The organism is Natronorubrum aibiense, assembly GCF_009392895.1.
Lineage (GTDB): Archaea > Halobacteriota > Halobacteria > Halobacteriales > Natrialbaceae > Natronorubrum > Natronorubrum aibiense.
The window spans coordinates 2953581-2979220 of the sequence record NZ_CP045488.1 but is presented as its reverse complement, the minus strand read 5'-3'; the positions used below and the strand labels follow the sequence as shown (position 1 = coordinate 2979220).

The window sequence follows — 25640 nt, the reverse complement described above, 5'->3', positions numbered from 1 at the left end:
CGATCCGATACGACAGCGCCAGTCGCTGGAGCACACTGCCGAGTGATTCGCCCGCGGGCGCGCCCCGAATCGACTCCCAATGGACGAACGCTTTTGAACGCACCGTCCGAGGGAGTGCATATGACCGATAGCGAGAGCGATGCCGAATCCGCTGCAAGCGCTGACACAGAGACGGATGCACCAGACGTGCTCGTCCTTCGGAACGGGACCCACGGGATGCCAGTCGAACAGTACGTCGCTGCGATCCGCGAACGGTTGCCGAACGCGACGATCGAACTCGCTCGAACGCCGTCCGAGGAGCGCGAGGCTATCGAGGCGGCACGGTTCGTCACCGGCATGACCCTCGATGAGGACTTGCTCGAGGCCGCCGACGCTCTCGAGGTCTTCGCGTGTGCCTACGCGGGGACCGGCCACCTGCCACTCGAGGCCCTCGAAGATCGGAACGTGACGGTCACGAACGCATCGGGTGTCCACGGCCCGAACATCGGCGAACACGTTCTGGGGGCGATCCTCCGGTTTACGCGTCGGTTTCACGTCGGTGCACGCCAGCAGCGCCGCCGTGAGTGGCGCCACTACAAGGCCCACGAGTTGCAGGGATCGACGGTAACGATCGTCGGGCTGGGGGCGATCGGGCAGGCGGTCTGTGAGCGACTCGAACCCTTTGGCGTCGAGACGATCGGCGTCCGCTACAGTCCAGAGAAAGGCGGCCCGACCGACGAGGTGATCGGTTTCGACGGGGCGGCGTTCGACGAGGCGCTGGCTCGTACCGACTATCTCGTGCTCGCCTGTCCGCTTACGGAGACGACCCGCGGCCTGATCGACCACGAGACGTTCGTAACGATCGATCCCGATGCCGTCCTCGTCAACGTCGCTCGCGGACCGGTCATCGACACCGATGCGCTCGTCCAGGCTCTGCGTTCGAACTGGATCCGTGGCGCATCGCTCGACGTCACCGATCCCGAACCGCTGCCCGAGGATCATCCGCTGTGGACCTTCGAGAACGTTCAGATCACCCCCCACAACGCGGGCCACACGCCGAAGTACTACGAGCGACTCGCCGACATCGTTGCCGAAAACGTTCGACGCGTCGCCGAGGAGCCGACCGCAGACCTCGAGAATCAGGTGCTGCCCTGACGTGCTCGGATTCGGGACGTTAGATCCGTGCGAGTACGTCGGTTCCTCGCTCTCGCAGCGAAACGGCGTTCGTGTCGGTGTCGTAGTCGATGGCGTCGGCTGCCGCTAGCTTCGGCAGGTGGACGTGACGAAGCGAGAGTTCGACGCGTCGACGCGTCCCAAAGAGGGCGTCGCCGGTTGCAGCGAGTGCTCCACTCGATTCGTCTCGGTTCTCGAGGGCGACGTACTCTGCTAGATCGGACAACGTGGTTTCGTCCTCGTGATCGCACAGATACTCGAGGACGGCTCGACGTTGTCGATCGGCCAGTAACTCGAGTGCGACGTCCGTCTCGGAGGGTGATTGCGACGCGGGCGCCGTTAACGATTCGGGCTCGGAGATGAGTGGAAGCATACCTCCGCTTGGGAGCGACCGTAATTGTACCCGCTGCCAAAGTGTGCAGGATGTCCCCCTGACTCGACGAGAGCAATTCACCGTCTGGATGCGTCTCGACGCGGATTCTACCGGCGCTGGGAACCTCGATGGGGCAAAAAACGCGTCTCGCTCGAGGCGGGTTACAGGTAGCCGTTCTCGAGCAACAGTTCGCCGTTGAGCACGCTCGCGCCGGCTGCGCCGCGCATCGTGTTGTGGGCGAGACAGTTGTACTGCAGGCCGAACGTCGACTCGCGGATGCCGCCGGCGGAGATGGACATCCCGTTGCCGAGGGTGCGGTCGAGACGTGGCTGTGGTCGCTCGGGGTCCTCGAAGACCTCGATCAGCTGGTCCGGCGAGGAGTGCAGGTCGAGCGATGGGTACTCGCGCATCGCTTCGGCTGCCTGCTCAGGGGAAAGTTCCTCAGCGGTCTCGACGAAGACGTTCTCTAAGTGGCCGTCGATCGTCGGGATGCGGTTACAAGAGGCACCGACCTCGACGTCGTTGAGCGAGAGTGCCGCGCCGTCGAAGCTACCCAGCAGTTTCTTCGATTCGGTCTCGAGTTTGTCCTCTTCGCCGCCGATGTGGGGGATGGCGTTGTCGATGATCTCCATCGAAGTGACGCCATCGTAGCCAGCGCCGGAGACGGCCTGCAGCGTCGCGACGTGGACTTTCTCTAAGCCGTACTCCTCGAGAGCGGCGAGCGTGGGCACGAAGGTGATCGTCGAGCAGTTGGGGTTTTTGACCATCGCGCCGTCCCAGCCGCGCTCGTCGCGCTGGACCTCGAGCAGGTCGAGGTGGTCGGCGTTGACCTCCGGGATGACGAGCGGGATGTCGTCGGCCATCCGTCCGTTCGAGGAGTTCGACGAGACGACGTAGCCGGCCTCACAGAAGCCCGGTTCGACGGCCTCGCCGACGCTCGAGGGAAGCGACGAGAACAACAGGTCGACGTCGCTTGGAACCTCGTCGGGGTCGGTCGCGGTGACGGTCATCTCCGCGACGTCGTCCGGGATCGGACTGTCGACGCGCCACTTGGCTGCCTGCCGGTACGTCTTGCCGGCACTGGAATCACTCGCGGTCAGTGCTGCAATCTCGAACTCCGGGTGGGGGTCGAGAAGCTGAATCAGTCGCTGTCCAACGGCACCGGTCGCACCGAGAACGCCAACTCGTACTGCCATTTTCCGGGAGTCGGGGTTGCGACCGCAAAACCGTTTGGGTTTCCGTCGCTCGTCACCGTGTGTCTCCCCCTCCAGTTGTGGCTGCCGTCGGTACTCGAAGCCGCCTCTGTCACCGATTTAGCCGATCCCGTGGCGCGTCTCGAGTGCGAGAGTATAGAAGCGATTAAGAAAACGGAGCGAAATCTATCTGCCGATGCACTCACAACAGGTTCGATTCGAGTCGGACGCGGGGTGGTCCCGATGACGAGCTCGACCGCAAACTCGAGTGGTGTCGGGCCGTTCGAGACCCCGTTCCAGACCGGTGCTGCAGTGCTTTCTGTCGTTAGCTTCCTCATCGCCGTATACATCGGCTGGATGGGCTTTCAGGAATCGACACTCGCCGGGACGGAGTTGAACGTCGTCTCCGGTGCGGCTGGCCTCATGCTCGCCGGATTCGTCGGTACTGTCGCGCTCGTCGTCGCGTTCTTCATGGAACCCGGCTTCGACAACTGACGACTCGAGACGGCGGTACTGGCTTTTTCTCTCCGCCGTGGCATCGATCGTGGACACGACGTTCACAAAGCCGTCGGCTCACCGCTGTCGAACTCGAAGCAGAAAGGAGCTTATGCAGGTACCTGAGCGCTTTTCTTGCGGGTGACGTAGCCGGCGATTCGGTTGCGGACGCCTTTGGATTCGACGGTCGTGAGCTTCTCGACGCTGTCTTTGTTCTGTTCGAAGTCGGTCGTGAACGCGTCCGGGTACCGTTCCAGCAGGAGGTTCCCGGTCTTCTTGACGTAGGCCGGTTTGATTGCCATACAGTGTGGTTCCGTCCAGAGGCTTTTAATGCCTTCTCTTCGGCGCTGCGGGACGGTTCCGTTGAGGTGCACACTCTACTGTCGCGGATCAGTCTCGCGGGCGGCGATGAGTCTCGAGCTATGGCGTCCAATCGCCACCTGTGTTACTGCACCGTGATGTGGCGATTAAAGCCCGGCTTCGGGTGTTGCCCGTTCGGTCGCTTGGCGGGATTGGTCGACCGACATATCGTCGTCAGCTTTCTCGACGAGGTCCTGAAACCGCTCCGATCGGGCAGCAATCCGTGCTTCCGTCTCGCTGTCGGGCGTCTGGCCCCGAGATTCGACGAGGAACGTGGTGATCACGACGGTTTTGACCCACGGCTTGAGAAATCCAGTGTAGACTGTGAGTCCGAGCTCACCGACGACGACCCAGCCGATGGACTCGACCGTGGGTGAGCGTCCGCCCAGAACGCTCGCGATCGGCGTCAGTGAAAGCAAGACGACGAACGCGGCGACGTACGAGCCGAGCACAATCAGCAGGGTCGAGCCAAGCACGGGCTTCCAGTTCTTGCCGTAGAGGACGATGCCGTCTCGAGCCGACTGCCACGGGTTGTCGTCGTCGGTGATGAACAGGTGGGCGATGATCGCCTCGTCGATGTAGCTGGCTGCGATGGCGATCGCTTTACCGACCAGTCGAATGAGTTTCTTCAGCTTCGAGACGGAGACGACGCCGCTGTTGAACTGTTTGACCACGGCTTTGACGACTTGGTCGATGGCGAAGAGGGCGCTCGCTTCCGCAAAGCGGTCCGTGACCTGTGCTTTGCCGTACTGGAGTTGGTTCGACGGTACCTCACCGGTGTCGACGACGTGGGCGATCACGGCTATATGGGCCGCTTTGACCAGATACAGCACGTATCGACTGACCAGTCGCCAGCCCCAGACGAACAGTCCGACCGCGACGAGCAGGCCGATTGCGGCGATCCAGCCTGAGAATGTCCCGGCCTCGAGGAATCGGTGGCCGATCCAGAGGACAGCACCGAAGTAGAGGACGGTGGCGACACCGAGGGCAATGCCGACGCCGATTCGCAGCAGGACGAACGGGAACGTTTTCCGGTAGACGTTCGTCGCCTGTCTGAAGTGGAGTTTCATGCACCCCGCTTGGGTGCGGCTTCGCTCATAAACCTCAGGGGCTCGCCGGAGTCCCGTCAGTCACTCGAGCGACTGATCCCGAGCGCGGCGCCGATCTGTCTTGCAAAGCCCGCCTCGATGACGACCGTCACGAGGATGACGAGAAAAACCGTTCCGAGCAGGATATCGGCGCCCGCGGGATCGGACGGAGGCGTATCCGTCCGGAGTCGAATCGCGAAGAGAGTCGTAACTGATGCGGGGATAATCCCTCGAGGACCGACGGCGCTGACGAACAGCCGTTCGCGGATCGAGAACCCACCGCCAGCCGTCGAGACGAAGACGACCAGCGGGCGGAGGACGAACATCAACACTCCGACGACCGCGAGCCCGGCGACGCCGAGGGCGAGGAGTTCGGCGAACTCGAGCAACGCTGCGAGCGTGATGAATACGAACGAGAGGACGAGCAGTGTCACGTCCTGGCTAAACTGCAGAATACCCTCTCGGTGGGGCAACTCGAGGTTCCCGAGGGTAACGCCTGCAGTGGCTGCGGCCGCGATGCCGGCCTCCGAGAACACCGAGTCCGCGATGGCGAACGCGATGACGGCCCCGGCCAGCGTGAGCAACCGAGCTATTTGGGGCGCTGCGTGAGTCGGGAGATCGACCCGCGTGAGGAGCGTCCAGACGACGGCTGCGATCACGAGCCCGGTGAGAATCCCCATCCCGAGGCGCTGTACGAACAGAAAGATGTACCCTCGCGGTGCGAGTTCCTGAGCTGTCATCGCTTTAAAGAGGACGATCGCGAGGATGGCGGCGGTGACGTCGTTGACGATCCCTTCCGTCTCGAGCGTCATCGCGACCGCTTCGCGGACCGGAACCACCGCAAGGATCGGCGTGATGACCGTCGGCCCGGTCGCGACCAAGAGTGCACCGACGAGAAATGCGATGTCCCAACTCGGCCCGAGCAACAGCCGAACGGTCACGGCGGTCCCGACGAATGTCAACACTGCACCGACCGTAACCAACCATCCGACCGCCCGCGGCGCGTCTCGAATGGTCTCGAACTCGAGTCGAAACGAGCCCTCGAAGACGATGATGGCGACGCTCACGCCGACGATGGTCGAGAGCGCATCCCCGAAAGTCTCGGTCGTAACGATCTCAAGTCCTTCGGGACCGATGACGATGCCCGCGACGATGAGAAACAGCACGCTGGGAACGCGGTACTTCGCGGCGAGAAACTGGGCCGCGACGCCGAATCCGACGATGGCCGCGACGAGGGCGATGAGGTCGAGGTCGACGTGGATCGACACCGGTTACCGACCTCCAAAACCGCGGCGCTCGACGCGAGCCGTGTCGGACGACTCCTCGCGTCCTCGGCGCAAGTTGACAGTTCCAGATGACACGACACGGGATACCACATCCATCGACAAAACCCTCGTCCCGCGTGTGGCTCGTCACCGCTGTAATATTCGTCACCAGGACGAATGGTCGCGCACGCGCTCGAGCGCCTCGCGCTCGCGCGTGCTGCCGGCGCGGTCGACGACCGACGCGTAGTACTCGAGGCGGTCGCGAAGGTCGTCGTCGTCGTAGCCCGAAACGCCGAGTCTCGAGGCGGCGACGGTGGCCTCGATGACGGCCCCGAAGCCGCGGTCGATCGTCGGCACGCGCTCGCGGCGGATCTCGGCGTCAACGGGGTGCAGTGCCCACCGCTCCCAGTCAGTTCCGTCGTCGGTGCCCGACTCGAGCGACTCGACGGTGACCCGGGCCCACGCGTTCGCGGCCTCGAGGATCGGCTCCTCGCCTTCGACGATCGAGAGTGCGGCGTCGGCGAAGACGACGGGGTCGTCGACGAACTGGACGTAGGCCTCGCCCTGTCGGTGGAAGTTGCCTCGAGTACGGGTCTTCCCCCACGTTCGCGCGGTGATGGGTCCGTCGCCGTTGGCGAACAGCCCCAGCGGCGCGGCGTTCCACAGGTCGTTCGGTCCAAGCGTCGTCACGACGGATTCGGTGACGCCCGATAGCGAGACGGGCCAGTCGGCGCTGTCGGTCGGCTCGCCGTTATCGTCGTGGCCATGGTCGCCGTTCATACGCAAATCGCCTCGCACTGGAGGGCGATGAACAGCCCAGCTGCCGTGAGGTCTGCCGTCGTGCCGGGATTGACCCCGCGCTCGACGAGTTCGTCGGCGAACGCCTCGACAGCGTCTCGGTCGGTTTCGATGGCATCCCGTTCGGCCAGCTCGGCCGCACGCTCGGTCACTTCCTTGGCGATGGCCTCACCGCGTCGGTTCGCGACGAGCGTGTCGGGTCGCTCGGCGAGCAGGGAGAGAAAGACGCTCGCGGCGCGGTCCGTCAGCGGGCTGTCGGCGTCGGCGAGGCGTTCGGCGGCGGTAAACGACCGCTCGAAGCCGGTTGTCCACTCGCGGGCAACGTCGTCGCCCGGTACGCTGCGGTCCATCACGTCCAGAAGTGTCAGGCCACGGTCCTCGAGTGCGGGAATCGCGTCGCTGCCGCGGCGGACGTCGAGTGGTTCCATGTCCGTCGGTGGCTCGCCGACGAAGACGTCGACGTGGTCGAACGCGCGGTAGAAGCCGGCCGCGTCGGCGACGGTGGTCTCCTCGCAGACGGCTTCGAGGATCGGCTGTGAGAGGTCGTTTCGGGCGGCCCGAACCAACGGGACGAGCAACAGCAGCGCCCCGAACTGGGTGTTTCCCCCACCCTGTTCAGCCATGCCTTCGATCGCGCGCTCGAATGCTGGCCCGACCGCGCTGCCGTTCGCCGCCAGCTCGAGGCCGTCGCGGGCGCCGACCGTCCCCGCGAGGAAGTGTTCGAATCGCAGGTCCTCGAGGTCGCGGTGGCGGTCGACGTTGCCCGGCTTGGGCGTGCCCGCGACCTCGAGTAAGAGTGCCAGTTCAGCGTTTTGCGCCGGCGTTCGCATGCCGTCGGCTACGAGTGGTGGCGGTTTAGGGTTGTGCTTCTCCGGCGGTGGCTCGCCGATGGAGACGCGTTGAACTGCTGTCAGCGGGTATTAACGATAGACGTTCTGGTACGCTTTGCGGTACTCCCGGAGCGCGAGCCGCGCCCGGCGGCGTGAGGAAAAGCCGATGCCGACGGCGAGACAGCCGTCCGTCGGACACTTCCACCGGAACGTCTCCGATCGGTGGTCTCTGTCGACCGATACGTCCGCCTCACAGCGGGGGCACTGCCAGCCCCAGCGCATATCGCCCGCGTATTCGTCCGGACGGCTCATACTGTTGCTACGTCTGGGTTGGCTGCAGCACGCAAAAAGAGCCGTCTGCACGGAGCGGTCTTTTATGTCGGCTGCGCTGGCGCGGCGGGTCGTCGACCGAGTCGACCGCGCTACTGCGAGGACGTCGCCTCGAGGCCGTCCTGTTCTTCGACGGCTCCGAGCACGCGCGCCAAGACGTCCGGGTTGTCGCTTGGTCGACCCACGCTGACTGCGTCGGCGCCGTAGTCGACGTACTCCCGGACGGTCTCGGCGTCGCGGACGCCGTTGTTGGCGATGACGAACAGGTCCGTGGCGTCGACGACGTCGCGGACGACCGATTCGCTGTCCATCGCGTCGACGTGGACGAACGCCGCCCCCGCGGCCTCGAGCCCCTGTGCAAGCGCCGGCAGGTCGACGCCGGGGACCTCCGCCCGAACTTTCACGCCGACGGTCGCGCCGGTTTCGGCTGCCAGTTCGACGTACTCACGGAGCCGGTCTCCGTCCCGAAGGAGGGACTCACCACAGCCGACCGCACACAGTTCGGCCTGTCTGCAGTGGGCGTTGACCTCGAGCAACGCGTCCCGACCTCGACAGACTCGCGCCGCGTCGGGGATCGGCTCGGGAGTCGAGCTCCGGACGTTGAACGCGGGCTGGATGGGGACGTTCTCAAGGGCGGCGAGCTGGCGATCGATGAACGCGAGCGGATCGTCGGGGAGGAACTCGGTGCGGTCGCGGGCGACGAGGTCGCGGGCAGCCGCTCTCGAGTCGTCGTCGATGGCGATCCCGCCGAGAAACGCCGCGCCAGCGTAGTGGGCTCCGGCGCGGGCCCAGTCGGCGTCGGCTTCGCCGCTGAGACTCGCGAGTGCGAGTGGTGGCGTGAACATGGCTCAGGTGACGAGGTCGATCGCGTCGGCGACCGCCCGTGAGACTCGAGCAGCGTCGTCAGGCGAGTCGATACGGATGTCCGTCCGAACCGTAGGACACTCGAACGCCGTGTCGTCGTTCTCGTCGATGACGAACGCGTCGGCAAAGGGGTAGGCAGTCGCGAGTCCCTCGGTGCCCGGTTCCGCGTCCACCGCTGCCATGAGGTCACCGGCGGGGCCGGAGAACGCGTCGTCGCCGAGAAACGGCGAGACGGCGACGACCGTCGTCTGGCTGAGCGTCTCGGGGACGCCCGGCAGCGTCAACATCGGGCCGATGCTCGTCACGGGGTTCGAGGGGCCGACCACGACGGTGTCCTCGAGGGCCTCGAGGACGCCCGGTGCGGGCTCGGCGGTCGACGACCCGCGGAATTCGACGGTCTCGACGGACGGTTCGCCCCGGTGGGCGACCCAGTACTCCTGAAAGTGCATCAGCCCGTCGTCGGTGTGGATGAGGCTCGCGACGGCGTCGTCGCTCATCGGCAGCAGGTCGACTTCGAGGCCGAAGGCGTCGGCGAGTCGATCCGTCGCCTCGCTCAGCGTCTGCCCCTGATCGAGCAGGCTCGTTCGCGTGATGTGGACGGCGCGGTCGCGGTCGCCGATCGTCATGAATTCGGGCGTGCCCGAAAAGCGCCGCCAGTTTGCAATCTCGCGGCCGGCAGTCTGTTTGTCCTCGGGGAGATACTGCGGCCCCTCGGGCAGTCCGGCTGCGGCGGCGATATCAGCGAGCGCCGTGTTGGTTCGATGCGTGTCGCCGTCGATCCCCCACCACGTCTCGCGGTCGAGCACCCCGCCACCCTGAAAGAGCAGCGTGTCGACGTCCGGCGAGACGAACAGCCCGCCGAGCTCGATGTCGTCGCCGGTGTTGGCGACGACGGTGGTTTCCTCCGGCGAAAACGCGGCGGCGGCACCGTCGAGTAGTTTCGGCGTTCCGGTGCCCCCTGAGAGGAACGTTACCATAACCGATTCTCTCGAGCGTGGGTACTTAATGACTTGCGGCCCCGTCGTCGCCGGATCGACTACCGGCGCGCCCGGTCTCGAGTCGGAACACGGTTGGTGACTGCTCGAGTGTAAGCGTGAGTTGGACGATGAACCTCAATCGTCGCCGCCGACGTTGTCGCCCGCCGTGTCGCCGGTGGTCTCGGGCCCGGGCCGAACGCTCTCACTGGCGAGGGTCCCGTCGAGCCACTCCACCCAGGTGAACCAGACGTACGCGATCGCCCCACCGATCACGGTCGAGACGGCGAAGGCGAGCCAGACGCCGTCCGAGCCGAGATACTCCGCGCCGAGCCAGGCGAGCGGGAAGCGGATCACGCCGAGCGTGAGAATGGAGATGGCGGCGGCGATGAGCGTCTTTCCGGCCCCGCGGAAGCCGCCACTGTAGGCGCGCATCACGCCCATGAAGCCGAACGTCAGGGCGGTGTACCGAAGGAAGGTTGCGCCCTCGTCGACGACCGCGGGATCGGTCGTGAAAATCGAGACGATCGGTGCGGCCGCGAGGAAGACGACCCCGCCGAGTGCGGTCAGCGTCACCAGCATGATCTTCGCACCGAAGTGGTTCGTCCGTTCCGCACGCGCTCGGTTCCCGGCACCGATGTTCTGGCCGGTCATCGTCTCGATCCCTTGTGAGAACGCGATCGCAGGAAGGAAGATGACCGAAAACACCCGCGTCCCGATCCCGAACGCGGCGACGACCGTCTCCGGGAAGATCGCGATGATGACCAACAGCAGGTTGATCGACAGCGCCCGCGCCGTCCCCTCGACGGACGCCGGCGTCCCGATGTCGACGAGCCGTCGCGCGTACTCGAGGTCAGGGCGCATCTGCGAGACGTCGATCCGGACGCCGTGTGTTCCACGGAACATGATCGCGAGGCCGACAGCGAACGCCAGCGCCCGGGAGAAGACGGTCGCGATCGCGGCCCCTTCGATCCCTGCGCCAGTGTAGCCGGTGAGCGCGAGCAACTCGGCCTCGAGACCGCGCAGGCTCAGATAGCCGAACAGCGGATTGGCTTCGAACCCGAAGATGAGGAACGGATCGAGGACGATGTTGAGCACGACCGAGCCGAACATTACGAGCATCGGCGTCACCGTGTCGCCGTAGCCCCGCATGAGCGCGAGGAAGACGAAGAAACCGAAGACGGCGACCAGTCCGAGCGAGTACACTTCCATGTAGTCGGCGACCAGCGGCGCGACGTCGTCGGACGCGCCGAGCAGCCCGATGACGTCTTCGGCGAAGACGTAGCCGAACGCACCGAGGGCGACCGAGGCGATGACCGAGTACATGACCGTCTGCGAGGCGGCGTACGTCGCTTCGTCGTCCCTGCCGGCACCGGTGTACTGGGCGACGAGGACGCTCCCCGCCACCGAGACGCCGAGTGCGAGCGCGATGAGGAAAAACACCATCGGGAACGCGAAGCTGATCGCCGCGAGCGAGGTCGTGCTGTGCTGACCGAGCCAGAACGTGTCCGCAAGGTTGTAGGTGACCTGCAGGAGGTTCGTGATAATGAGCGGAATCGAGAGGTAGATCAGCGGCTTCGCGATCCCACCGGACGTGAGGTCGAGTTCGTCGGGTGATTTGAAGATCGCATCGATGTGGTCCCGGACGGTCATTCGAAACCGACCTCCGTCCGATCCACGTCGTCCGCGAGCAGTTGGCGACAGATGTACGTCTCGAGCATCGATCGCGTACACTCGAGTTCGTGGCCAACGGCCACGTGACGCGTCTGTGCGCCGTTCAGGACCGTGACGATGAACTCGGCCGTCTCGTCGGGATCGGTATCGTCTCGAACGAGTCCCGCGTCCCGTGCGTCGTCGAGCAGCGCTCGGATGCGATCGTGGAGTAACCGATCGAACGCCGTCAACTCGGCCCGAAATCGGTCGTCGTACGGTCCTTGCGCTTTGATCTCGAGCAGCGCCGTTCGGAACTCCTTGAGCCCGTCGTCCTCAGTCGGCTCGAGGGACGTCTCGATCAACGACAGCAACTGTGCGATCGGCGTCTCGCCCTCGAGGGTCTCGATTCGCTCGGCAAAGGAGTCCGTCAGGTAGTCGAGAAAGGCGTAGAGGAGGTCTTGCTTGCTCTCGTAGTGGTAGTGGAGTGTGGCTTTGCTCTTCGACGACTCGTCTGCGATGTCCTGCATCCGCAACGACGCGTAGCCGTGTTTACACAACGCAGTGTAGGTCGCGTCCATGAGCTCGTCGGTCGTCTCAGAATTCACTGGCTGAGTAGTCAATCGTATCCTAACTGACTGGCCAGTCAGTGAAGTATCTTCGGGTTTACTGGCTTGAGATGAGAGCCGACATTCGAACAACCCCCGGAGAACGATTTACTCGCCGATCCAGTCGGCGAAGCTTCCCTCGAGCAGCGTTTCCTCCTGTTGGCGGACGTACTGGCGCTGCATCGTGTGGATCGCCTCGGAAAGCGACGCCCCGTCAGCGACGGCGGCACTGACCTGCTCGTGTTTCCAGGAAGCGGGCGTCACGCCCTGACGAACCCGTCGCCGGAGCGGGTAGAGGTACTTCGCGGCCTGCTCCTCGGAGAGCCCGCGGTTCGTCAGGCCATCCTCGGCGTGGGCCAGCAGGTCTTCGTAGAGGTCGAGACAGTCGGTCGTCTCCTTGCCGTCGTTGGTGATCCACGTCAGGTCGGCCTCGAGGCCGTCGCGCATCGCCGCATAGAAGTTCTCCCGAGCGAGTTCCCAGTCGAGTTCGACGACGGGGTGCTCGAGGCGAACCAGACTCTCCATCAGGCCGGCGAAGCCGGCGAGGAAGGATATCGAGTCTCGGACGGTCGGTTGGGCCGGAATCGGCCGAAACTCGATGCGGGCGTTGGCAGCCGAGCGGGTCGGTCCGCCGAAGACCGGCCGCACCCACCGCCAGTAGGTTCCGTGTTTGCGCCGGAAGTGCGGGAACTGATCGTCGAAGCGTTCGCCCTCGGTGACTGGCATCGGAACCATCGTGGCGTCGTCGGCGATCCGGTCGATGGCCTCCTCGACGGTCTCGAGGTCGCGCGGGAATCGGACTTTTCCCTCACCGGTGGCGGGATCGTTCAGCATCGTCTCGAAGACGCTGATCCGGTGTTCCATCCACCCGTCCTCGAGAACGTCCTCGGCCGTCGCGTCGTCGTCGTACAGATCGGCCGGGAAGAACGGTGAGTTGACGCCGAGCGCGAGGAGGGGGCCGGCGACGCGCAGCGCGTAGTTGAAATATCGAGGGAGGTCGGGTGCGTGTGACACCTGATAGTGGGGCTGGATCGACGTGATGAGGCTCTCGGGCATCACCGTGTCGGCCTCGAGCGAGACGTGCGGGGCGTCGATATGCATCCCGACGACGTCGGCCCGGTCGGTGTTGGCCATCGCGTGATAGCGCGCCGAGTCGCTCATGTTGGTCGCGATGCGGATCGACTGTTCGATCCCGTCCGGGCCCGTGATCGTCCGCTCGATGCTGTCGGTGAGGTAGGTCGTCGCGTCCTCGCCTTCCGGCGGAATCGTCCAGAGCGCGTCACTGACCAGTCGCATGCGCTCCGATTGGGTGACGTCGAGGGCCGTCTGCAGGCGTGCTTTGACCTCCGACTCCTGGGCGAGCAAGCCGTAGGCGTTCAGCGGCTGTGGGCTCGTCGTCATCTCCGCGTTGTGCAGGCCCAGTTCCTTCTCGAAGCCGATGAGTTCGAGGAGGCGACGCGGCACTCGCCGCAGCGTGCCGTCGTCGCTTTTGATCGCGTAAAACTCGTACTCGAGTCCGACGATCGCCTGCGGGTTGTCGAAGACGCCGTCCTGAATGGCGTCTTTGATCACCTCGGTGTCGGCCTCGGCCCGCTCGCGAAACTCCTCGTCGTCGACCGAGAGCACGTCTGCGACCCGCGCTGCGAGTTCCTCCTCTGGCATACCTCTCCCTGCGGGCGCGACTACCTTTAAATCCGTCCCTCCTGCCGCGTGGTGTGCGGCGTCGTGATCGCCTCTCAGAACCGTTTTACTCCACCCGACGATAGACACCGCCGATGGAGTTCGCCACGTTCGCCGACCGTGCCGCTGCGATCGACGCCGAATCCGCCGATCTCGAGATCGTCGCCCACGTCAGGGATCTCCTCGAGAACGCGAACGACGACCTCGAGATCGTCGCCCGCTTCGTGCAGGGCCGGGTGTTTCCGGCTTGGCGATCGAGAACGCTCGATATCGGGCCGAACACCTGCTACGAGGCGATCGCTCGCGCCGCGGGGACGAACGTCAGCGCCGACGACGTCGAGGAACGACTCGCCGAGGTCGGCGAGATCGGCGAGGTAGCGGCCGGCTACGACTTCGGCGGCCAGCAGGGGCTGGGTGCGTTCACCGAGGACGGCGCGAGTGACCCGCTGACCGTCAGCGAGGTCTTCGAGACGCTCTCAGAACTGGCCGCCGCCGAAGGGTCGGGCAGTCAGGATCGAAAGGTCGACCTCCTCTTCGGGCTGTTCAACCGCTGTGAAAGCGCCGAAGCCCGATATCTCGCCCGCCTCGTGCTCTCGGAGATGCGCATCGGCGTCGGTGAGGGGGCGGTCCGCGACGCCATCAGCGAGGCCTTCGACGTGCCAGGCGAGCGCGTCGAACGCGCGCTGCAGGTGTCGAACGACTACGGGCAGGTCGCTCGAGTGGCCCGCGACGACGGCCTCGAGGGGCTGGACGCGATGGACCTCGAGGTCGGCCGACCCGTGCAGGCGATGCTCGCTCAGGCCGGGACCGTCACCGACGCGCTCGAGGAGTGGGACGAGGCTGCCGTCGAGTGGAAGTACGACGGGGCTCGCGTTCAGTTGCACCACGATCCCGGAAACGGCGCAGACGCGGCTGCCACCCGTGTCTTCTCGCGGAACATGGAGGACGTCACCGACGCACTGCCGGAGGTCGTCGAGTTCGCCGAGGCGACGCTCGCAGAACCCGCGATTCTCGACGGCGAGGTCGTCGCCGTCGACGACGAGGGCGCGCCGCTGCCGTTCCAAGAGGTGCTCAAACGCTTCCGGCGGAAACACGACGTCGCGAAGGCACGGGAAGCCGTCGAGGTCCGGCCGGTCTTCTTCGACTGTCTGCATGCTGCCGGCGACGATCTGCTCGAGGAACCGCTGACGGCGCGCCACGACCGACTCGAGGCCCTGCTTGCCGACGACCAGACGCAGGACCCCGAGACCGTCGACGGCCTCTCCCTGTGCTGGCGCACCGACGACCCCGAGACGATCGAGTCGATCGACGCCGACGCCCTCGAGGCCGGCCACGAGGGTATCATGCTCAAAGATCCCGAATCGACGTACTCGCCGGGACGACGGGGCAAACACTGGCGCAAACGCAAGCCCGACGTCGAAACGCTCGACTGTATCGTCACGGGGGCCAAGTGGGGCGAAGGCCGGCGCGCGACGTTCCTCGGCACGTTCGAACTCTCCGTACGCGCGGGCGATGAGCTAGAAACCGTCGGCAAAGTCGCGACCGGGATCACCGACGAGAAACTCGAGGCGCTAACGGACCTGCTCGAGCCTCACATCACTGCTGAGAACGGACAGGAGGTGGACGTAGCGCCCGAAATCGTCTTCGAAGTCGGCTACGAGGAGATCCAGACATCGCCGACGTACTCCTCGGGGTATGCGCTTCGCTTCCCGCGGTTCCAGGGGGTACGCCACGACAAAGATCCCGCTGATGCGGACAGCCTCGAGCGACTCGAGCGACTCCGTGAGACGTAACGTCCAGATTCGTGCTGGTGGTCGATTTCCAGCAGCACTCGTCGCTGCTCTATAATCGGTGAGGAATCCGTGTCCGCAGATAGATTTTTCGCGTCAGAGAACCAACATTCTATCTGGCATGGCTTCCGGATACACAGATCAGTCGGCTGTGGTCACCGCATTCGGACTCCTCATCGCCATCGTCGCAGTCGTCGGAACGCAGGTGTTCGGTTGGGAGTGGGGTGGTGGCCAACTCGTGCCGACGCTCATCGGTGTCGTCGTTGCTGGGATTGCGATACTGGTCGTCTTCAGGGGATTCCTGCGCTACAGTAACAACTGAACCGAGTGACGTACGCATCGCACTGCCTGCGGAATCACCGGGTATACACCTGTTCGCTCGAGCCCTAATTCCGTCAGCGACGCGGCGATCATATGTAAGCACCCTTAAGACCCATCGCAAACAGCATTGGCGTATGAAACCGCGAGACCTGTCCGATCACGTCGCCTACGAGGCGGGTCGAGGGATCGAGGAAGTCGCCCGCGAACTCGGGCGCGATCCCTCGGAGCTGATCAAACTCGCCTCCAACGAAAACCCCCACGGTCCCTCCCCTGCAGCCGCCGTGGCCATTCGTGAGGCCGCCTCGAGCATCAGCTCCTATCCGAAAGCCGCCCACGCAGATCTCACCGCCGCTGTCGCCGAGCACTGGGCCGTCGACGACGAGCAGGTCTGGCTCGCAAACGGCGGCGACGGGGCCATCGACTACCTCCACCGGGCCACCCTCGAGCCCGACGATACCATTCTCGTCCCGACGCCCGGTTTCGCCTACTACGGGATGAGTTCCCGGTTCCACCACGGCGACGTCCGGGAGTACGCCCTCGAGCGCGAGACCGACTTCGAGCAGACGGCCGACACCGTCCTCGAGGCCTACGACGGCGACCGGATCGTCTGGATCACGAGCCCGCACAATCCCACCGGGTCGACGATGGCGCTCGAAGAGATCGATCTGCTCGCCGACGAAACCGACGAGGACACGCTGGTCGTCGTCGACGAGGCCTACGGCGAATTCGCCGACGGCGAGAGCGCCCTCTCACTGACTGAGGGGCGAAACGGGTTCGATGCCCGCGACGACGTGGCCGTCCTGCGGACGTTCTCGAAGGCCTACGGGCTGGCCGGCGTTCGTCTCGGCTATGCCGTCGTTCCGGACGCATGGGCCGATGCCTACGCCCGCGTGAACACTCCCTTCGCAGCGAGCGAACTCGCCTGCCGGGCCGGACTGGCCGCGATCGACGACGAGGAACACGTCGATCGCACCGTCGAGACGACCCTCGAGTCCCGAGCGTACATGCACGAGGCGATCGACGCCCACGTCTGGGAGAGCGAGGGCAACTTCGTGCTCGTCGACGTCGGCGACGCGACGGCTGTCGCCGAAGAAATGCAAGCGCGTGGCGTCATCGTTCGTGACTGCTCGAGTTTCGGCTTGCCGGGCTGTATTCGGATCACCTGCGGAACCGATGACGAGACCGACCGCGCCGTCGAGACGCTCAACGACGTCCTCGCCGACCTAGAACGCGACACTGACTCGGAGGTGGCCGATACGTGAGAGTCGCCGTCACCGGCACTCCGGGAACCGGGAAGACGACCGCGACGGACATCCTCGCGTCCCGACTCGCCACCGACGACTCGCTGCCGGATCTCGAGGTCATCCACCTGAACGCGGTCCTCGACGAGGAAGGCCTCTACACCGAGGTCGACGCCGACCGCGGGAGTAAGATCGCCGACCTCGAGGCACTCGCCGACTGGCTCGACGGCCGAGACGACGCCGTCATCGACTCCCATCTCGCCCATCACTTCGACGCCGACCGGGTCGCCGTCCTCCGGTGTGCTCCCGAGATGCTCGAGGAGCGCCTGCTCGAGCGTGGCGAAACCGAGGCGAAGGCGGCCGAGAACGCCGAAAGCGAGGCCCTCGACGTCGTCCTTTCGGAAGCCGTCGAGACCCACGGTCTCGAGTCGATCTACGAGATCGACACGACCGATCGCGACCCCGAGGCGGTTGCGGACGCCCTCGAGGCGGTCGTGGCGGGTGACCGAGAGCCAAGTGCCGGTGACGTCGACTTCATGGGGTACCTGACATGACGCTGGATAAGTTCAGACCGTACGTCTCGCGATTTCTCGATCCGTTCGTCAAGGGATTCGATCGCGTCGGGATGAGTCCCGACGGCGTGAGCATCGTGGCCTTTGGAATGGCGATTTTGGCGGCCGTCGCCTTCTTGCTCGGTGGCCGTGCAGACCCGATCTGGTACGTCGTGGCTGCGATACTCGTCTTTCTCAACGGTTGGCTCGACATCGTCGACGGGGCGCTCGCCCGCGAACAGAACGTCGCTTCGGCGGGCGGAGACCTGCTCGATCACGTCCTCGACCGGTACGCGGACATCGTCGTTATCGGCGGGCTGGCCGCGGGTCTCGAGGATTATCTCCTCGGCTTCCTCGCGGTGACGGGTGTCGTGATGACGTCGTATCTCGGGACGCAGGCCCAGGCAGTCGGCCTCGACCGGGTCTACGGCGGGCTGGTCGGCCGTGCGGATCGGCTGGCGATCATCGGCCTCGTCGGCTTTCTCGCCTACCCGATCTCGGGAACCTACGGCGGGCTCACGCTGATCGGCTGGCTGCTCGTCTTCCTCGCAGTCGTCGGCCATCTGACCGCACTGCAGCGGTTCGTCTACTCCTGGTCGGCACTCGAGTAACCGCCGTCTCCTTGTTCGGGAGCGCCCGCATGGTTTATCACTCGCCGCGATATAGTGTCGGGTATGGTCCAGTGCGAGATGTGTGGCGCTGAGACGTCGTCTCCGAAGACTATCAAGGTCGAGGGTGCGAAGTTAGACGTGTGTTCGAACTGCACCGATTTCGGCACTGAAGTCAAACAATCCTCGAGCTCCAGTAGCTCGACGAAGTATTCGACCTCGAGTTCGTCTTCGAGTTCCAGTCGCTCGAGCACCTCGGGTTCGACGACGAGTTCGTCCTCGAGTTCCTCGAGTAGCCAGCGACGCTCGGATATGTTCGACGACATGGACGAGCTCGCCACTGATTACGACGATCGCGTTCGCAACGCTCGCGAGAGCAAGGGGCTCAGCCAGTCCGATCTCGCGAACGAACTCAACGAGAAGGCGAGCCTCATCCGGAAGATCGAACGCGGCGATACACTGCCGAGCGACCGCGTCCAGTCGAAACTCGAGAAGTTCCTCGAGATCAATTTGAACGCTGAGAGTGGCTCGGCAGACGACTCGGAGTGGTCGGGTGGCTCCTCGACTGGCAGTTACACGCTCGGTGACGTCGTCAAGCGAAAGGACTGAGACGGACAGCCGTCCGTACGGCGGCCGTTTTAGGGATGCACCGGACGCGAGCGCCCGCTGACTCCGTCGACTCGCAAACTATTTCTTTCGGGCGAGTGGCTGTGCTGATATGTTCGTCCTCGTCAATTTGAAGACGTATCCCTGTGATCCAGTCGCCGTCGCGGAAGCCGTTCGCGACGTCAACGAGTCCACCGACGCCCGCGTCGCCGTCGCTCCGCAGGCGGCCCACCTCGAGCGCGTCGCCGAGACGGGTGCCGAAACGTGGGCCCAGCACGTCGATCCGATCGACTACGGCAGCAACACCGGACACACGCTCGCCGAATCCGTCGCCGAGGCGGGGGCGGTCGGGACGCTCATCAACCACTCTGAGCAGCGACTGAAACTCGCCGACGTCGACGGTGCCGTCGAGGCCGCCGAACGGGCCGGCCTCGAGACCGTCGTCTGCGCCAACAACCCGGCACAGATCGGTGCCGCGGCGGCGCTCGGCCCGGACGCGGTCGCCGTCGAGCCGCCGGAACTGATCGGCACCGGGACGCCGGTCAGTCAGGCCGATCCGGACATCGTCGAGGACGCCGTCGAGGCAGCTCAGGCCGTCGACGCGGACGTCTCCGTCCTCTGTGGCGCGGGCATCAGTACGGGCGACGACGTTGTCGCAGCCGGCGACCTCGGCTCTGAGGGGGTCTTGCTCGCAAGCGGCGTCGCGAAAGCCGACGATCCGACGGCGGCGCTCGAGGACCTCGTCGCCCCGCTGTAAGCGATCGTAGCCACTGAACGTCACTGTACACCCCACCGCACGACGAGTGCGCGGTTCGGAGCGAACGGGGTAGACGAGAACCGAGGACAGTGATGGTGTGTAACTCGTTTCAGTACTGTACGATCTGCTTTTCGACCGCCGCGACCCCGATTCGTCCGGCAGCTTTTCACATCTCGAGTGGTAGTACCACCCATGACCGAGCATCGTCCCGTCGACGTCGCACTCGAGAACCGACTCATGGGCCAGGGAATCTACGTCACCGACTGTACGCTGCTGTCGGACGACGAGGCAGTCGCCGAATACGACTCGATCGACGACCTCCCCGATGGAACCGGCCTCGCCCTCGAGTACGAGACCGTCACCGAGACGCCGGGCGTCGGGAGCGACGAAGTGGGCACCGTCGTCCGGACGCTGCTCGACATCGCCAACGAGCACGGGTGGGCACCGGGCCGACTCGAGGCGACGTCGACGACCACCGACGGCGCGGTCCGTGGCCGCTGGCACGTCGAACGCGCGTGGTTCGACGGGCTCGGACTCACGGTCGACGACGTGGAGTTCTCTCGGCGGGTGCTCGAGACGAGACGAGCGGGTCCAGCCAATCAGTCGAGTACCGACTGAGACGGTCCCGCGCCGATAAGCGGCATTCTGCGATCGACTGTGACTACTGTTCAGTGGCAACGATAGATAGATTAATGCAGACTCACTCCTATTGACTGTCGCATGACCGGGGAACAGATCTACGTCTCACACGCACCCAGTGACCTCGAACTCGTCCAGGAGCTGTTCTCGACGGTCAAGAACTTCCCCTTCGGCGTCCACATCACCTTCGAGGCACTCGAATCCGGGGGCTCTCGCCGTCGCCTCGAGGGCCGACTCGCGAACAGCGACGTCGTCGTTGCGGTGTTGACAGCGGCGTCGGCCGACAGCCAGTGGATCAACCAGGAAATTGGCTACGCCGTTGCCAAAGGGATCCCCGTCCTCCCGCTGTACGACGACGAGTCCCACCGCAGCGGGTTCATCGACGACGTTGACGGCGTACAAATCGACCGACAGGACCCGTCGATCACGATTTTCAACCTGTTGAGTCGGCTCCGGAGTGAACTCGCACCGCTCGGTGCGCTTTCGGTTCCGAACTGGTACATCCGCTTTCCGTGTACGATCCCCGACTGTGGACATCCGGTCACACTCGAGATCGAGCAGGACCAGACGAAACTCTGGATGCGTTCGAAACACGGTAAGTTGCTGACGACGTCGTGTGCGCGCTGTGGATCGACGTACGCCTTCGAGCCGGCCACGATCGGATACGTCCGTCGAGATGACGAGGGGACTCGACAGCGGCGAGCCGGTCGTTACGACTCCTCTTGGAGTCGTTCGTAAGCGTCTCTGACGAGCTGAAACGCCGACTTGCTCCCGCTTTGCTGGTCGGGGTGAGCGCGTTTCACTTGCTCGTGGAACGCCGTTCGAAGTTCCTCGTCGGTTGCGTCTGCCTCGACGCCAAGCACCTCACGGGCTTTCGTTTTCCTGATCTCGACGTCTTTGATAATTCCGTCGCGTTCGGCGCGTTCTTTGCAGGACGGACAGAGCCGTTCGGTTCGATCGTCGACGGTCGTCACACGAAACGGTTCGGCGCTGGTCCACTCGGTACACTGCGTACAGAGCTGTTGGTCGTCGCTCGTCGACTCGGACCGCGTCTCGTCGGCCGCCGTCGAGTCGCTCGTCTCGCGCTGTGTGTCCGTCGTGTTCGACTCGGCGTCGGGCGCTTTTGCCGCGCAGGTGGGACAACACGTGACGACGGTGCCATCGTCCAAGACGATGTCCTCAAGTTCGGCCTCGAGATAGGTGCCCGTACAGCCGTCGCAGGTGCCGCGGCGCTGGTCGAGCGAGGCACACTTCCGGGCAGCCTCGCGGGCGTGTGGCTCGCAGCGAGGACAGCAGGCGACGCGCTCGCCGTCCGGCATCGTCACTGCGGTGAGGTCCTCGAGCGGCACTGATCGGCCACATCCATCACAGCCCGGGTGACGATCATCGGCCACAGCCATCGTTCGCCCCTTTGTATTCGTCCTTTATTAGTTCTTCTTCTGACAGGGTGTCTACGACAGCCCCTGCGAGAGGTGTCGATACTGACGTGAGAAGCCGTATTCGTGGTGTTTCGGGTGTGATCGTCGGCGCATCGACACTCACGGCCGGCCGACAGGATAGGGGGTGCTTTCTGTTGTGTCGGTCGTCGATCACTGTCAGCGAAGATCTGAACGGAGTCACTAACGAAGGGCGTGCGACTCGAGGACACTGATGTGCGGGGGTCCCCTCGCACTGTCCGTTGGACGGCGCTCGGCGACTCCGTCGTCGGGCTCCTCCTCTCCTGTCCGGTTCGTGTTCGTCCTCGAGCCGTCGCGCTGACCGAATCGGGAGAGCAATAGGGATTCAGTTGTGACATCTAGCTATGGACTCAGCAGTGCAAACGACCGATCGCTCACGCGGGATCGACCGAGAGACGCTCCTGCTCGGCGTCTGTGACGTCGGACTCCTCGCGGGCCTCGTGATCGTCGGCCAGCTCAGCCACGACGTGAACCCGATCACGCAGCCGGTCGCCTCGCTCGAGGCGATTGCGCCCTTTATCATCGGCTGGCTCGTCGTGGCGGCCGTCATCGGCCTCTATACGCAGTCGGCTGCGTCCTCGGTGGCACAGGCGGCGCGGTTGACGACGGCAACGTGGCTCGGCGCGGCGAACATCGGCTTGCTGCTTCGCCAAGGGGTGTTCGGGGATACGGCAGCGTGGCCGTTTCCACTCGTCATCACGGGATTCGGCCTCTTGCTGCTGGTCGGGTGGCGTGTCGGCTACACGGCAGTGCTCCGTCGCACGTCGTAAATCATCGACTGCCGCCGATCGGGTACGGTTCGTCGTGGTGTGACGCCGTCGCCGATCGGTCCGTCTGATGGTCCGTTTCGGAACGTATCACCGATCGTATGCTCTTTGTTCGAGAATCCCACTATTGTTTGAACGATAGTTATCGTATCTCTTTTATATATTCGGCGTTACTCGGCAGGCGACCTCGACACTGTCCCGTGATTACTAAGACGATCTTCCGAAATAGTATATCATAGCTGATGAAGATACGGCCGTGGTTTGGGTAATTATTCTGCCCGATTCTCGGGAACTATCCTACTCATAAGTTATAGCAATCCACTGCTTCAAATACGGATTAGAAACCGATCCACTATAGAGCGATTATGGGAAACACTTATATGCCTATTTCCCATACTATAGAATAGATTATGACTGGATATTACGACATTGTTCTTGGCCTCATCCCAGTCGCACTGCTCGGCATTACCGCAGCACTCACCGTCGTGGGCGTGTCGTTGACCGCAGCGGTTCCGATCGGCTCGGTCGTCGCGATTACGATCATGGGCCACGCGATGTTCGTTAATTCGCCCGGCGATGGCTCCGACGAAGCGCGCTCCGCACGACCGCCGATCAACGCGGACTGAGCAGCTTTCTCTCTCGTTTCTGCTTTCCGGTCTTCCGTTTTCCACGGTTTCTCGTCGATGCCACCGTTCTCCGTGTCCGTCCACCCACACTCGCCGTGCCGTGACCGTCCGTCGCGTCAACACAGTATCACGGCGCTACTGGCGGTCAATACGCTGTTACTCGTCCGCCCGTGGTGATTTCCGACACGGCATTCAAGCATCTCGCTCCCGTACTGCGGTTCATGTCCCGTGCGGCCGACCTCGCGTCCGTCCTCGAGACGACGGAGTCGCTGGTGATCGTCTGTCACGACAGTCCGGATCCGGACTGTCTCGCCAGCGCACTGGCTCTCGAAGCCATCGCGAACGATCGCGATGTCGACGAGGTGACGATCACCTACGGCGGGGAGATCTCTCACCAACAGAACCGGGCGTTCATCAACATGCTCGAGATTTCGCTCGAGCCGCTCGGGCGCACGGACGTCGATTCCTACGAGCGGGTCGGATTCGTCGACCACTCACAGCCGGGTGGGAACACCGAACTGCCGGCTCGGGTTACGCCCGACCTCGTCGTCGACCACCATCTTGGCGAACGGATCGGTGCCACGTTCGAAGACGTCCGCCCTCATATCGGCGCGACGGCGACGATTTTCGTCGAGTATCTCGACGAACTCGAGGTCGAGCTGACGACGCGCCTCGCCTCAGCGCTGCTCTTTGCGCTGCATCGCGAACGGCTCGATTTCGTCCGTGAACCAACCAGACGGGAGTACGAGGCCGCCCTCGCCGTTTACCCCGACGCGGATTTGGAGACGCTCGAGCAACTGTACGGCAGCGCGTTCTCTCCGGGCACGCTTGACGCGATCGGGCAGGCCATCGCCGCTCGCGAACGCCGTGGGTCGTCGCTAGTGTCGAACGTCGGCACGACGACCGAGACCGACGCACTCCCGCAGGCGGCGGATTACCTGTTGAACCTCGAGGGAGTAGATACGGTCCTCGTCTACGGCATCGTCGACGACGCGATCCGACTGAGCGCGCGGTCGATCGATCCGCGGGTTCACATCGGTGAAACGCTGCAAAACGGCTTCGACGAACTCGGGCAGGTCGGTGGCCATCACGATATGGCCGGTGGCCGGATCGAACTCGGACTGTTCGCCGACGACGCCGACGACGCTGACGTGCTGCTCACGTTCGCCGGCAATCGACTCACCCGTCGGTTCTTCGATGCGCTGAACCTCGAAAACGGCGAATGAGTTTCGACAGTTCGGTGGAGTCGGCGCTCACTCGATGTCGATCGGTCGCGTGGGCTCGCTCGAGTCGAGTTTTGGCAGCCGAACCATGAGCACACCGGTGGCGACCGCCGCCTCGGCTGCGTCGGTGTCGACGGGAGCGGGCACCTGAAGCTGCCGGCTGAACGACTGGAGCCGGCGCTCGCGGCGAAGCGCCGTTCCGTCGAACTCGCCGCGTTCGTCGGCTGCAGATGCCCGTGGCTCTCCGTCCCGGTCCCCGCTGATCGTGAGTCGCCGACCGTGGAGTTCGACCTCCAAGTCGTCGCGGTCGTAGCCGGGGACGTCGACGAGAACGACGTACGTGTCGCCGCGGTCGATGAGATCCAGCCGTACCCCTGGTCGTTCCATCGAGAGGTCGAGGTGGCTTCGCAGTTCGAGGTCCGACTCCCACGACCGAGCGGCCGTCTCGGCGTGGCGGGTCAGCCACTTGAGGCCGTTCTCGAGTCCGTCGAGTGGACCGGCGTTCGCTGCCATGATCGTTCGTCTCGTTCGCGCTCGAGGGCGAAAAAGCCCACTCTCGGATCGATAACCTGTTACTGGGTCGAAACTATCACTTGAACCGATTGCGGCAGAATCGAGGGGTTGGCTGCCCGTTTTGTGGTTCGTGTCCCTAACCTGTCTGTGACAACCGCACTATTTGTCGTCAGCGAGGAAGGATATTGGGGAGAAGAGTGTGTCGAACCGCTCGAGACGCTGTCCGCTGCGGGCGTCGAGATCACGGTCGCCACGCCGTCGGGCAGCCCACCGCAGATCGACGACCGGTCGATCGATCCCGAGCAGGTCGGCGAGGAGACCGCCGAACACGTCCGGGAGGTACACGAAACCGACGAGCGGCTGAACGACCCGATTCCGACCGCCCAGGCCGACGCTGCGGCGTACGACGCCGTCGTCTTCCCTGGCGGCCACGGCACCGAGTGGGACGTCAATCAGGACAGCGACGCCCGTCGACTGCTCCGCGATATCGTCGCCGGCGACGACGGCAAAGCGCTCGTCGTCTGTCACGCCGTCGGCATTCTCGCGTTCGCCCGCGACAGGCAGGGCGCGTTCATCGTCACCGGCCGCGACGTGACCGGCTTCCCCAACGAGTGGGAGGCCGAGATCGTCGACGAGAACGACTGCATGCCGAGCGGTCGGAAACTGCCCTACTGGGTCGAAGACGAGGTCACAGCCGCTGGCGGGAACTGGGATGCTGACCTCGACGCGGAGACGAGCGTCACCGTCGACGGCGACCTCATTACCGGTCGCGGTCCCGCCTCTTCGACTGTGGCCGCCGAGACGCTGCTTGAGGAGCTGGGCGTCTAACCGGCACTCGACGCGACACGTCCCGAGACACTGAATCGCTAGACGCGGGCAAT

30 protein-coding genes are annotated in these 25640 nt (G+C 64.3%); 15 read left to right on the top strand and 15 right to left on the bottom strand.

The genetic code is table 11. From position 1 onward, the window contains the following. The first annotated feature begins 120 nt into the window (after positions 1 to 120). Positions 121 to 1134, top strand: a complete 1014-nt coding sequence (locus GCU68_RS14735; protein WP_152942861.1) for a D-2-hydroxyacid dehydrogenase — start codon at positions 121 to 123, stop codon at positions 1132 to 1134. Between the two features lie 19 nt (positions 1135 to 1153). On the opposite strand, the gene GCU68_RS14730 is transcribed toward GCU68_RS14735, so the two are convergent. Further along, positions 1154 to 1525, bottom strand: a complete 372-nt coding sequence (locus tag GCU68_RS14730; protein WP_152942859.1) for a DUF7344 domain-containing protein — start codon at positions 1523 to 1525, stop codon at positions 1154 to 1156. 161 nt (positions 1526 to 1686) lie between these two features. Further along, entirely contained in the window at positions 1687 to 2721 is a 1035-nt protein-coding gene (gene asd / locus GCU68_RS14725) for an aspartate-semialdehyde dehydrogenase (protein ID WP_152942857.1), read from the bottom strand. Between the two features lie 240 nt (positions 2722 to 2961). Between asd and GCU68_RS14720 the strand changes: the two genes are divergently transcribed. Next, a complete protein-coding gene (locus GCU68_RS14720; RefSeq protein WP_152942855.1) occupies positions 2962 to 3213 on the top strand; it encodes a hypothetical protein in 252 nt (83 codons plus the stop codon). A 110-nt stretch (positions 3214 to 3323) separates the two neighbouring features. Here the strand turns inward: GCU68_RS14720 and GCU68_RS14715 are convergent, their stop codons facing one another. The 11 genes from GCU68_RS14715 to GCU68_RS14665 form a co-directional block, all read right to left on the bottom strand. Beyond that, on the bottom strand, positions 3324 to 3515 hold the full coding sequence (locus tag GCU68_RS14715; protein WP_152942853.1) for a 30S ribosomal protein S17e: 192 nt from the start codon (positions 3513 to 3515) through the stop codon (positions 3324 to 3326). Between the two features lie 165 nt (positions 3516 to 3680). Next, positions 3681 to 4643: a cytochrome P450 family protein gene (locus GCU68_RS14710; protein ID WP_152942851.1), complete on the bottom strand. Its 963-nt coding sequence runs from the start codon at positions 4641 to 4643 to the stop codon at positions 3681 to 3683. A gap of 56 nt (positions 4644 to 4699) precedes the next feature. After that, a complete protein-coding gene (locus tag GCU68_RS14705) occupies positions 4700 to 5929 on the bottom strand; it encodes a cation:proton antiporter (RefSeq protein WP_152942849.1) in 1230 nt (409 codons plus the stop codon). Between the two features lie 162 nt (positions 5930 to 6091). Continuing rightward, positions 6092 to 6706: a DUF447 domain-containing protein gene (locus GCU68_RS14700; RefSeq protein WP_152942847.1), complete on the bottom strand. Its 615-nt coding sequence runs from the start codon at positions 6704 to 6706 to the stop codon at positions 6092 to 6094. Then, positions 6703 to 7554, bottom strand: a complete 852-nt coding sequence (locus GCU68_RS14695; RefSeq protein ID WP_152942845.1) for a triphosphoribosyl-dephospho-CoA synthase — start codon at positions 7552 to 7554, stop codon at positions 6703 to 6705. The genes GCU68_RS14700 and GCU68_RS14695 overlap by 4 nt, the downstream gene beginning before the upstream one ends. Positions 7555 to 7644: 90 nt before the next feature. Continuing rightward, on the bottom strand, positions 7645 to 7866 hold the full coding sequence (locus GCU68_RS14690; RefSeq protein ID WP_152942843.1) for a hypothetical protein: 222 nt from the start codon (positions 7864 to 7866) through the stop codon (positions 7645 to 7647). 110 nt (positions 7867 to 7976) lie between these two features. Further along, positions 7977 to 8729, bottom strand: coding sequence for a beta/alpha barrel domain-containing protein (locus GCU68_RS14685; RefSeq protein ID WP_152942841.1), 753 nt, complete (start codon positions 8727 to 8729; stop codon positions 7977 to 7979). A 3-nt stretch (positions 8730 to 8732) separates the two neighbouring features. Next, positions 8733 to 9725 (bottom strand): 2-phospho-L-lactate transferase, encoded by a 993-nt coding sequence (gene cofD / locus GCU68_RS14680; protein ID WP_152942839.1) that lies wholly within the window; start codon positions 9723 to 9725, stop codon positions 8733 to 8735. Between the two features lie 135 nt (positions 9726 to 9860). Beyond that, positions 9861 to 11375 carry an MATE family efflux transporter gene (locus GCU68_RS14675; RefSeq protein ID WP_152942837.1) on the bottom strand — a complete coding sequence of 505 codons (1515 nt, stop codon included), beginning with the start codon at positions 11373 to 11375 and terminating at the stop codon, positions 9861 to 9863. Next, entirely contained in the window at positions 11372 to 11953 is a 582-nt protein-coding gene (locus tag GCU68_RS14670) for a TetR/AcrR family transcriptional regulator (protein WP_152943738.1), read from the bottom strand. The genes GCU68_RS14675 and GCU68_RS14670 overlap by 4 nt, the downstream gene beginning before the upstream one ends. A 135-nt stretch (positions 11954 to 12088) precedes the next feature. Continuing rightward, on the bottom strand, positions 12089 to 13642 hold the full coding sequence (locus GCU68_RS14665; RefSeq protein ID WP_152942835.1) for a hypothetical protein: 1554 nt from the start codon (positions 13640 to 13642) through the stop codon (positions 12089 to 12091). 113 nt (positions 13643 to 13755) lie between these two features. Between GCU68_RS14665 and ligA the strand changes: the two genes are divergently transcribed. From ligA to GCU68_RS14620, 9 genes are all read left to right on the top strand, one after another. Further along, a complete protein-coding gene (gene ligA, locus GCU68_RS14660; protein ID WP_152942833.1) occupies positions 13756 to 15453 on the top strand; it encodes an ATP-dependent DNA ligase LigA in 1698 nt (565 codons plus the stop codon). 118 nt (positions 15454 to 15571) lie between these two features. Continuing rightward, a complete protein-coding gene (locus GCU68_RS14655) occupies positions 15572 to 15772 on the top strand; it encodes a multidrug transporter (protein WP_152942831.1) in 201 nt (66 codons plus the stop codon). A 133-nt stretch (positions 15773 to 15905) separates the two neighbouring features. After that, positions 15906 to 17033 carry a histidinol-phosphate transaminase gene (gene hisC / locus GCU68_RS14650; RefSeq protein WP_152942829.1) on the top strand — a complete coding sequence of 376 codons (1128 nt, stop codon included), beginning with the start codon at positions 15906 to 15908 and terminating at the stop codon, positions 17031 to 17033. Then, positions 17030 to 17566: an adenylate kinase family protein gene (locus GCU68_RS14645; RefSeq protein WP_152942826.1), complete on the top strand. Its 537-nt coding sequence runs from the start codon at positions 17030 to 17032 to the stop codon at positions 17564 to 17566. The genes hisC and GCU68_RS14645 overlap by 4 nt, the downstream gene beginning before the upstream one ends. Beyond that, positions 17563 to 18174, top strand: a complete 612-nt coding sequence (locus GCU68_RS14640) for a CDP-alcohol phosphatidyltransferase family protein (protein ID WP_152942824.1) — start codon at positions 17563 to 17565, stop codon at positions 18172 to 18174. Before GCU68_RS14645 ends, GCU68_RS14640 begins: the two co-directional genes overlap by 4 nt. Positions 18175 to 18237: 63 nt before the next feature. After that, positions 18238 to 18780 (top strand): multiprotein bridging factor aMBF1, encoded by a 543-nt coding sequence (locus tag GCU68_RS14635; RefSeq protein ID WP_152942822.1) that lies wholly within the window; start codon positions 18238 to 18240, stop codon positions 18778 to 18780. Between the two features lie 109 nt (positions 18781 to 18889). After that, positions 18890 to 19534 carry a triose-phosphate isomerase gene (gene tpiA / locus GCU68_RS14630; protein ID WP_152942820.1) on the top strand — a complete coding sequence of 215 codons (645 nt, stop codon included), beginning with the start codon at positions 18890 to 18892 and terminating at the stop codon, positions 19532 to 19534. A gap of 192 nt (positions 19535 to 19726) precedes the next feature. Beyond that, positions 19727 to 20152 (top strand): hypothetical protein, encoded by a 426-nt coding sequence (locus tag GCU68_RS14625; protein ID WP_152942818.1) that lies wholly within the window; start codon positions 19727 to 19729, stop codon positions 20150 to 20152. Positions 20153 to 20254: 102 nt separating this feature from the next. Beyond that, complete coding sequence (locus GCU68_RS14620; protein WP_152942816.1) at positions 20255 to 20911, top strand: toll/interleukin-1 receptor domain-containing protein; 657 nt, start codon at positions 20255 to 20257, stop codon at positions 20909 to 20911. Here GCU68_RS14620 and GCU68_RS14615 read toward each other — a convergent pair. Continuing rightward, entirely contained in the window at positions 20884 to 21573 is a 690-nt protein-coding gene (locus GCU68_RS14615; protein ID WP_152942814.1) for a J domain-containing protein, read from the bottom strand. The genes GCU68_RS14620 and GCU68_RS14615 overlap by 28 nt on opposite strands. A 401-nt stretch (positions 21574 to 21974) precedes the next feature. On the opposite strand from GCU68_RS14615, the gene GCU68_RS14610 reads away from it, so the two are divergent. From GCU68_RS14610 to GCU68_RS14600, 3 genes are all read left to right on the top strand, one after another. After that, on the top strand, positions 21975 to 22400 hold the full coding sequence (locus GCU68_RS14610; RefSeq protein ID WP_152942812.1) for a DUF3054 domain-containing protein: 426 nt from the start codon (positions 21975 to 21977) through the stop codon (positions 22398 to 22400). A 407-nt stretch (positions 22401 to 22807) separates the two neighbouring features. Next, on the top strand, positions 22808 to 23023 hold the full coding sequence (locus GCU68_RS14605) for a hypothetical protein (RefSeq protein ID WP_152942810.1): 216 nt from the start codon (positions 22808 to 22810) through the stop codon (positions 23021 to 23023). 221 nt (positions 23024 to 23244) lie between these two features. Continuing rightward, entirely contained in the window at positions 23245 to 24249 is a 1005-nt protein-coding gene (locus GCU68_RS14600; protein WP_152942808.1) for a DHH family phosphoesterase, read from the top strand. A 27-nt stretch (positions 24250 to 24276) separates the two neighbouring features. Here GCU68_RS14600 and GCU68_RS14595 read toward each other — a convergent pair whose 3' ends face one another. After that, the gene (locus GCU68_RS14595) at positions 24277 to 24759 is read right to left on the bottom strand and encodes an Hsp20/alpha crystallin family protein (RefSeq protein ID WP_152942806.1); all 483 of its coding nucleotides are present in this window, start codon (positions 24757 to 24759) and stop codon (positions 24277 to 24279) included. A gap of 147 nt (positions 24760 to 24906) precedes the next feature. Between GCU68_RS14595 and GCU68_RS14590 the strand changes: the two genes are divergently transcribed. Then, positions 24907 to 25587: a type 1 glutamine amidotransferase domain-containing protein gene (locus tag GCU68_RS14590; RefSeq protein WP_152942804.1), complete on the top strand. Its 681-nt coding sequence runs from the start codon at positions 24907 to 24909 to the stop codon at positions 25585 to 25587. Positions 25588 to 25640 lie beyond the last annotated feature (53 nt).

Excerpts from the sequence above, each read along its gene's own strand:
- ligA (WP_152942833.1), top strand. The coding sequence starts at position 13,756 with ATGGAGTTCGCCACGTTCGCCGACCGTGCCGCTGCGATCGACGCCGAA.
- GCU68_RS14605 (WP_152942810.1), top strand. The coding sequence starts at position 22,808 with ATGACTGGATATTACGACATTGTTCTTGGCCTCATCCCAGTCGCACTG.
- GCU68_RS14620 (WP_152942816.1), top strand. The coding sequence starts at position 20,255 with ATGACCGGGGAACAGATCTACGTCTCACACGCACCCAGTGACCTCGAA.
- GCU68_RS14665 (WP_152942835.1), bottom strand. The coding sequence starts at position 13,642 with ATGCCAGAGGAGGAACTCGCAGCGCGGGTCGCAGACGTGCTCTCGGTC.
- tpiA (WP_152942820.1), top strand. The coding sequence starts at position 18,890 with ATGTTCGTCCTCGTCAATTTGAAGACGTATCCCTGTGATCCAGTCGCC.
- GCU68_RS14625 (WP_152942818.1), top strand. The coding sequence starts at position 19,727 with ATGACCGAGCATCGTCCCGTCGACGTCGCACTCGAGAACCGACTCATG.
- GCU68_RS14640 (WP_152942824.1), top strand. The coding sequence starts at position 17,563 with ATGACGCTGGATAAGTTCAGACCGTACGTCTCGCGATTTCTCGATCCG.
- GCU68_RS14700 (WP_152942847.1), bottom strand. The coding sequence starts at position 6,706 with ATGAACGGCGACCATGGCCACGACGATAACGGCGAGCCGACCGACAGC.
- GCU68_RS14635 (WP_152942822.1), top strand. The coding sequence starts at position 18,238 with ATGGTCCAGTGCGAGATGTGTGGCGCTGAGACGTCGTCTCCGAAGACT.
- GCU68_RS14720 (WP_152942855.1), top strand. The coding sequence starts at position 2,962 with ATGACGAGCTCGACCGCAAACTCGAGTGGTGTCGGGCCGTTCGAGACC.
- GCU68_RS14695 (WP_152942845.1), bottom strand. The coding sequence starts at position 7,554 with ATGCGAACGCCGGCGCAAAACGCTGAACTGGCACTCTTACTCGAGGTC.
- GCU68_RS14670 (WP_152943738.1), bottom strand. The coding sequence starts at position 11,953 with ATGGACGCGACCTACACTGCGTTGTGTAAACACGGCTACGCGTCGTTG.
- GCU68_RS14690 (WP_152942843.1), bottom strand. The coding sequence starts at position 7,866 with ATGAGCCGTCCGGACGAATACGCGGGCGATATGCGCTGGGGCTGGCAG.
- cofD (WP_152942839.1), bottom strand. The coding sequence starts at position 9,725 with ATGGTAACGTTCCTCTCAGGGGGCACCGGAACGCCGAAACTACTCGAC.
- GCU68_RS14615 (WP_152942814.1), bottom strand. The coding sequence starts at position 21,573 with ATGGCTGTGGCCGATGATCGTCACCCGGGCTGTGATGGATGTGGCCGA.
- hisC (WP_152942829.1), top strand. The coding sequence starts at position 15,906 with ATGAAACCGCGAGACCTGTCCGATCACGTCGCCTACGAGGCGGGTCGA.
- GCU68_RS14610 (WP_152942812.1), top strand. The coding sequence starts at position 21,975 with ATGGACTCAGCAGTGCAAACGACCGATCGCTCACGCGGGATCGACCGA.
- GCU68_RS14710 (WP_152942851.1), bottom strand. The coding sequence starts at position 4,643 with ATGAAACTCCACTTCAGACAGGCGACGAACGTCTACCGGAAAACGTTC.
- GCU68_RS14675 (WP_152942837.1), bottom strand. The coding sequence starts at position 11,375 with ATGACCGTCCGGGACCACATCGATGCGATCTTCAAATCACCCGACGAA.
- GCU68_RS14655 (WP_152942831.1), top strand. The coding sequence starts at position 15,572 with ATGGCTTCCGGATACACAGATCAGTCGGCTGTGGTCACCGCATTCGGA.
- GCU68_RS14730 (WP_152942859.1), bottom strand. The coding sequence starts at position 1,525 with ATGCTTCCACTCATCTCCGAGCCCGAATCGTTAACGGCGCCCGCGTCG.
- GCU68_RS14735 (WP_152942861.1), top strand. The coding sequence starts at position 121 with ATGACCGATAGCGAGAGCGATGCCGAATCCGCTGCAAGCGCTGACACA.
- asd (WP_152942857.1), bottom strand. The coding sequence starts at position 2,721 with ATGGCAGTACGAGTTGGCGTTCTCGGTGCGACCGGTGCCGTTGGACAG.
- GCU68_RS14600 (WP_152942808.1), top strand. The coding sequence starts at position 23,245 with ATGTCCCGTGCGGCCGACCTCGCGTCCGTCCTCGAGACGACGGAGTCG.
- GCU68_RS14715 (WP_152942853.1), bottom strand. The coding sequence starts at position 3,515 with ATGGCAATCAAACCGGCCTACGTCAAGAAGACCGGGAACCTCCTGCTG.
- GCU68_RS14685 (WP_152942841.1), bottom strand. The coding sequence starts at position 8,729 with ATGTTCACGCCACCACTCGCACTCGCGAGTCTCAGCGGCGAAGCCGAC.
- GCU68_RS14595 (WP_152942806.1), bottom strand. The coding sequence starts at position 24,759 with ATGGCAGCGAACGCCGGTCCACTCGACGGACTCGAGAACGGCCTCAAG.